Consider the following 6098-nt stretch of genomic DNA (forward strand, 5'->3'; position numbering starts at 1 on the left):
TTGGCACCGTTACATTTTTCCGAACGTGAGAGTGCCCCCTGCGGCAATCTCCTTGGTGTTAAGCCCGAAATCCTGGTAGACACGTAGCACTTGCTAGTCTCTATATACATACCATTTTTTTAGCACCAATTCGTTAACACCAACTGTATTGGCTTATCATAAGCGAAAGCTGAAAATTTCACTCAGAACTCTCCCCCACTCCCTAGGGCTATTTCATTCTTGGCAAAACCCGCCCGGAAATAAATTACTAGCTCATTCTTCGCGCATTCCATTAAAATGGACTGGAACCTTTTGTTAGTCTTATGCGTGAAGAATGAGCGCTATTAGCCAGGGATTTTGAATCCCTGGTGAGCTAGGGGAGAATGAAATAGCCCTACCCACTCCCCCTCTAGACCCTCACAGATGATCCTTAGTTAACAAAACTCCGTTGCAACTGTAAAGATTGTTGCAACGGAGTAGTAAAATTAGTGAAACACCAAGATATTACAAGCAAAAAGCCTGCTTCATCAAAATGCATTCGCAAAAGTGAAGAAGGAAATTTACCCCTTACCTTTTACCTTGTTTCCCCCTCGGCGTTCCTACTGTGCTTAATAGGAATATATAGACTATTTTGGGATGGAACAGTATTATAACGATCAGTTTTAATGTATCAATAGGATACTAAATAAAACGAATCATTTAATGGCGGTTGTTTGCGAGGATTTGAGATGATTTTGGGCGATCGCTATTTTTTTACCTCAGAAAGTTGTTGTTACCACAAATATAAATTCTGTTGCTAATGTTACAACAATACAAGCAATTAAGGTTTTGTGGGTGGGAATTGGTTGTAAGAGTGGAACTTCCCAAGACTTAATAGCAATAGCGATTGAAGAAACCTTTAAAAAAAATCAACTTGCTTTGAGTGCGATCGCAGGCATTGCTACTATTGACATTAAAGCTGATGAAATCGGTTTGCGAGAACTTTGTCATCAACGCAACTTGGCTTTGAAAACCTTTCCCGCAGATGTTTTGGCTTCTATTTCTATCCCCACGTCTTCTCCAGTTGTCGCACTCAAGACGGGAACTCCCAGTGTAGCTGAAGCCGCAGCCTTATTAGCAGCTAAGTGTCAAACTCTCCTCGTTGCGAAACAAATATTTAAATCAACCTCCAATCATGAAAATCTCTCCCGCTCTAATTTACAAGGTGCGGTAACAATAGCCGTTGCCCAAGCCCAAAAAGAATACATCTGACAAGTAAGTCAAGCTAATGATATAGATCCCCGACTTCTCAAAAAAGTCGGGAATCTCGGTGTGACAAAAAACAGTAATATTAGAAAGCTGCTTAGGCTCTGGTTCCTAAAGATATTTTATCTTTTTTACCTAATTCTACTCAATTACTCTCAGTAAATAATTAATAATGCTAGAAACGATCGCCAGCACAATTGAACCTAACAAAGCAGGCAAAAAGCCGCGAATTTCAAAACCATAAGTAGGAGTGAGAGCGCTTGCTAGCCAAAGTGTAAAGGCGTTGAGAACAAATGTAAACAACCCAAAAGTAATTAGGTTGATTGGCAACGTAAAAAGTATTAAAATCGGTCGAACGATCGCATTAACTAGCCCCAGAACAACAGCAGCAACCAGGGCTGTGACAAAAGTCTTAACTATAAAGCCAGGAACGAAATGAGCCGTAATCAGCAATGCGATCGCTGTCCCTAACCAAGTTAACAAAAAGTGTGGCATACGTTTTTTAAACTACATAGGGAAAATTTGCATTATCCACTCATAAAAAAACATTTTTGTAGTCAGGACTTCAGTCCTTATCTCATAATATAAGTACTAAAGTCCTAACTACAAATTTATCGCTTGTTAAAATTCTCTTTTTACCTACATCAATCTAATTTGGACTCGTAGATTAACATCTTATCGTTTAGGCAGACGATAAGATTATCGCATAGTTTTAAAAAGCCGTCGTTCTACGACGGGGCTTTAAACCCAATTTTTCGGTAATCTAGCGCGGTTGACTGCGACGCCGCATGATAACATCCCAAGTAGCACCACCAGCGACACCATCAGGCTCTAAACCATAGCGTTGTTGTGCAGCTTTCACCGCAGCTTCAGTGGATGCACCAAAATCTCCATCTGCATCACCATCTAAAAAACCAAGTCTTTTCAGTCTTTCTTGCAGTTTAACAACTTCAGGACCACGCATTCCTATCCGCAAAATCGGCATTCCCCCTGCGGTGTATTGAATAGTAGGCATTTGCCGAGTAGTTTGTCCAGAACTACTAGTTTGACGAGTGCGAGTAGTTTGTCCAGAACTGCTAATTTGACGAGTGCGAGTAGTTTCCCCAGAACTACTAGTTTGGTTGCGAGGAGTTTGTCTAGAAGTGCGAGTAGTTTCCCCAGAACTACTAGTTTGGTTGCGAGGAGTTTGTCTAGAAGTGCGAGTAGTTTCCCCAGAACTACTAGTTTGGTTGCGAGGAGTTTGTCTAGAAGTGCGAACAGTTTCCCCAGAACTACTAGTTTGGTTTTGAGGAGTTTGTCTAGAAGTGCGAACAGTTTCCCCAGAACCAGTGATTGAAGTAGTACGAACAATTTGCTCAGAACTAGAAGTTTGTCCAACCCCATTCGTTGAGGTAGTACGCAAAGTTTGCTCAGAACGATTAGTTGAAGTACCACTGGTGGGTGACGATCTGACAGTTGTTTGTGAGGTGCTTGTTGTTGCTCTGGGGCTAGACTGTTGTGGATCAGGAGTGGGAAACTTGGATGCAGGGTTCAAGGAAGCTGGGGAAGAAGCTACCGTTCCTTCACCAGGGAAAAGTCGTTGCCAAGTGTTACCATCAACAATGCTATCTGGAGCCAAACCCGCTGCTTGTTTAAATTCCGAAACAGCGTTGGCAGTCGTTTGGTTAAAGTTTCCATCGACTGTACCTGTGTAATAGCCCAAAAGTTTCAGCGCTCCTTGTAATTCAGAGACGCGCTCTCCTTGACTACCAAGTTTTAGGGTAGGACGATTGACGCTACCTCCCACAACTACTTGGGCAATTTCTGCTGGTGCTGCAAATGATCCTATGGCTGTTGAGCCAATTAGCACAGGTGTAGCAAAGCACAGAGGTAATAAATAAAACTTGCTGGCAGAAAAAAAATGAGATACGATTAATGCCTGTAAGTAGTTAGTTCTACTTACTGTCTGGCTGCCTTTCATAGAATTTACCCCCGGTTGATTCTGATGCTAATAGTACAGTGCCTTGGCTTTACAAAAAACCTACTTGAGTGCACTATTAATAGCTTCCTGTTGACCGACTAAGGATAAATAAGGTTCCCGTAAATATTGGTTAGCTGCTTCGATCGCATCTTTAACAGTTACACCGGCAATTAATTCCTGAAACAAGAAATCAAAATCAATTCCTAACCCCAAAATTTCATACCAGCCATATACTTGAGCAACTTGACCATTACTTTGTTTACCTAAAGCATACTGCCCCAGTATCTTATTTTTCGCCGCTTGAAGTGCGCTTTCTTCTAGTTGGTTGCTTGAGAGTAAATCTACTTCTGTCCGTAGTCCAGTTAAAGCGATGCTGGTATTTTCCGGCGCGGTTCCCATGTAAACTACAAATGAGGCAGGATGCAGTCTTGTGGGAAAAAATGCTGATACTTCGTAAGCTAAACCCCGCTTTTCGCGCAATTCCACAAACAAGCGACTAGAAAGCCCATTTCCCAAGTAGGTAGATAACAACTTCAACGCAGCATAATCGGGAGCAAGCACTGATGGTCCGAGATAACCCAGCATAATGACTGATTGCTGTGTTTGTTGCACTTTGAGTCTTTGCTGCGGTTCAACTTGAAGATCGGGAAAATCTACTATGGGGAGTGGTTCGGGTGGAGCTTGCCAATCTCCAAATATATTTTCTACTAAAGTAACTGCATCTTCTAGTGTGACTCGACCTGCAATACTAATTACTACATTATCTGGGCGAAAATATGTCTGATGATACTTGACTAAATCGGCACGAGTCAAGCTGCCCATAGTTGTTTCATCCCCCAGCACTGACATGGCATAGGGATGATTTTGATACATCACCTGCCGCAGTTGGTCAAAGGCAATGGTAAATGGTTGCTCTTTTTGAGAGCGAATATCTTGTAAAGCTAAACGGCGTTCTAATTCTACTTCAACTTCGGGAAAAGTAGGCGATCGCATAATTCGCCCCGCTAATCCCAAAATATCCCCAAAATCTGCGGTAACAGTCTTCAATGACACCAAAAAATAATCGGCAGCACTATCTGCACTCAAACCCGCGCCCATAGATTCTACATCTTCGGCGATTTGCAAGCTAGAAAGTCCATCGCATCCTTTTGTCAAGACTGTAGATAACAAATGCGCTAATCCTGACTGCTGTGGATTTTCGTTACAACTACCAGCACGAATAAAAATCCGCGCTGCAATGATATCAGCTGCGGGATTTTCTGCTACCAATAATACGATGCCATTGCTCAACACAGTCCGAGCGATGGGGGAGTGAGAAATAGAAGATTTTAGAGTTTGAGTCATTAGTCAAAAGTCAAGAGTCAAAAGTTAGGAGTGAGGAGTTAGGAGTGAGGAGTTAGGAATGAGGAATGAGGAGGCGCGAAGGCGCAAAGTCAAAAGCTAAAATTCATAAGTGATAACTCCGCTCCTCCCCTCCTCCCCTCCTCCCCTCCTCCTAACTTTTGATTAACAAGGTTTGAGTACCGTAACTGCATAATCGTGCGGCGAAAGATAATCTTTAGCTAATTGTTGCAGTTCTTGGGCATCAAATGACTGAATCTGCTGGGGATAGGTAACGGATAATTCAGCTTGGGCAATGGTGTTATAGTAGCCATAAAGCCCGGTGAGTTGATTTGGTGTTTCGGTAGAAAAGGCATATTCATTACATAGCAGTCTGCGGGTACGTGCCAGTTCAGCATCGCTAATTTCCAGATTCTGCAAATTTTCCAGGTGAGCGCAAATTAAAGATTCAACTTTTTCTAGTTCTTCTGGTTCTAACCAAGCGCTAATTGTAAATAAACTCGAATCTCGTTGAAGAGACAAATTAGCGCAAATTCCCTGCACTAATTGCAGTTCTTCTCGCAAATCGCGAACTAACCGCGAAGTGCGTCCTTGTGCTAGTAATACTGATAATAGATCTAAACCATAAGCACTGCGGAGTTTTTCGACTCCTGGTGCTGTCCATGCCATTGTTAACCGCGCTTGCTCTAAACGTGGTAAATGTAGTTCTTGACGACGAATACCGATAATTGCGGGTTCGGCGATCAATTCAAACTGCGGACAATCAGTGCGATCGCCAAAATTTTCAAAGGTGCGATTTACTAATTCTAAAGCTGGTTTTTCCCCAATTCCCCCCACCACAACCACTGTCATATTTTCTGGTTGATAGTGAGCACCATGAAAACAGCGCATTGCTTCTGCTGATTGCTGCATCAATTGTTGCTCAGTACCCAGCACCGAACGTCCGTAAGGGTGCTGCGGGTATACGCTTTGAATCAAAGATTGAAATCCCAGCCAATCGGGATCGTCTTGTGCTTGACGAATTTCCTCTAATACGACATCCCGCTCTCGCTCAAATTCCTCTTCGGGAATTGCAGCATTCAGCAACAGTTCCCCTAAATGAGGCAAAGTATCTTCTAGATATAAAGCAGCAGTGGTGAGAGTGTAATGAGCATAATCATAACTGGTAGCCGCATTAGTCACGCCACCTCTATTTTCAATATTCTCATCAAATACTCCGGGGGGTAGCGTCGCTGTACCTTTAAAAATCATATGCTCTAAAAAGTGCGCCATCCCGAACCACGGATTTGGCTCTCTTGTTGCACCAGCACGCACCCAAATATCAGCCACGACTACAGGGGTGGTAGCAATTTCCTGATGAATAAAGGTTACACCATTGTCTAGTTGAAAAACTGAGGCTGGAAACACCGTATTAATTAGCTGTTGTGACAATTTTTGCTGCTTTCACCAAAATTTAACGCAGTTTTAATTATTTTAACTTTTCTTGACATCTAAATTAGAATCAATTTATACAGATTTTTTGACAAAAGATAAAATTATTATTTAACTAAATTCTGCCCAGAAAAAATCAGTA

Annotated in this window: 5 protein-coding genes; 1 reads left to right on the forward strand and 4 read right to left on the reverse strand. The window is 42.3% G+C overall.

All coding sequences use genetic code 11. The annotated features are described in order from the left end of the window. The first annotated feature begins 813 nt into the window (after positions 1-813). Positions 814-1230 carry a cobalamin biosynthesis protein gene (locus OGM63_RS02695; protein WP_263743965.1) on the forward strand — a complete coding sequence of 139 codons (417 nt, stop codon included), beginning with the start codon at positions 814-816 and terminating at the stop codon, positions 1228-1230. 135 nt (positions 1231-1365) lie between these two features. Here OGM63_RS02695 and OGM63_RS02700 read toward each other — a convergent pair whose 3' ends face one another. The 4 genes from OGM63_RS02700 to OGM63_RS02715 all read right to left on the reverse strand — a co-directional run bounded on the left by OGM63_RS02700 (position 1366) and on the right by OGM63_RS02715 (position 5956). Continuing rightward, entirely contained in the window at positions 1366-1719 is a 354-nt protein-coding gene (locus OGM63_RS02700) for a phage holin family protein (RefSeq protein WP_263743966.1), read from the reverse strand. Positions 1720-1987: 268 nt separating this feature from the next. Then, positions 1988-3184, reverse strand: coding sequence for a peptidoglycan-binding domain-containing protein (locus OGM63_RS02705; protein ID WP_263743967.1), 1197 nt, complete (start codon positions 3182-3184; stop codon positions 1988-1990). Positions 3185-3244: 60 nt separating this feature from the next. Beyond that, on the reverse strand, positions 3245-4528 hold the full coding sequence (locus OGM63_RS02710; protein WP_263743968.1) for a M16 family metallopeptidase: 1284 nt from the start codon (positions 4526-4528) through the stop codon (positions 3245-3247). A 162-nt stretch (positions 4529-4690) separates the two neighbouring features. Continuing rightward, on the reverse strand, positions 4691-5956 hold the full coding sequence (locus tag OGM63_RS02715) for a M16 family metallopeptidase (protein WP_263743969.1): 1266 nt from the start codon (positions 5954-5956) through the stop codon (positions 4691-4693). Positions 5957-6098 lie beyond the last annotated feature (142 nt).

The sequence above is a fragment of the Plectonema radiosum NIES-515 genome (assembly GCF_025753815.1).
GTDB lineage: Bacteria > Cyanobacteriota > Cyanobacteriia > Cyanobacteriales > Nostocaceae > Hassallia > Hassallia radiosum_A.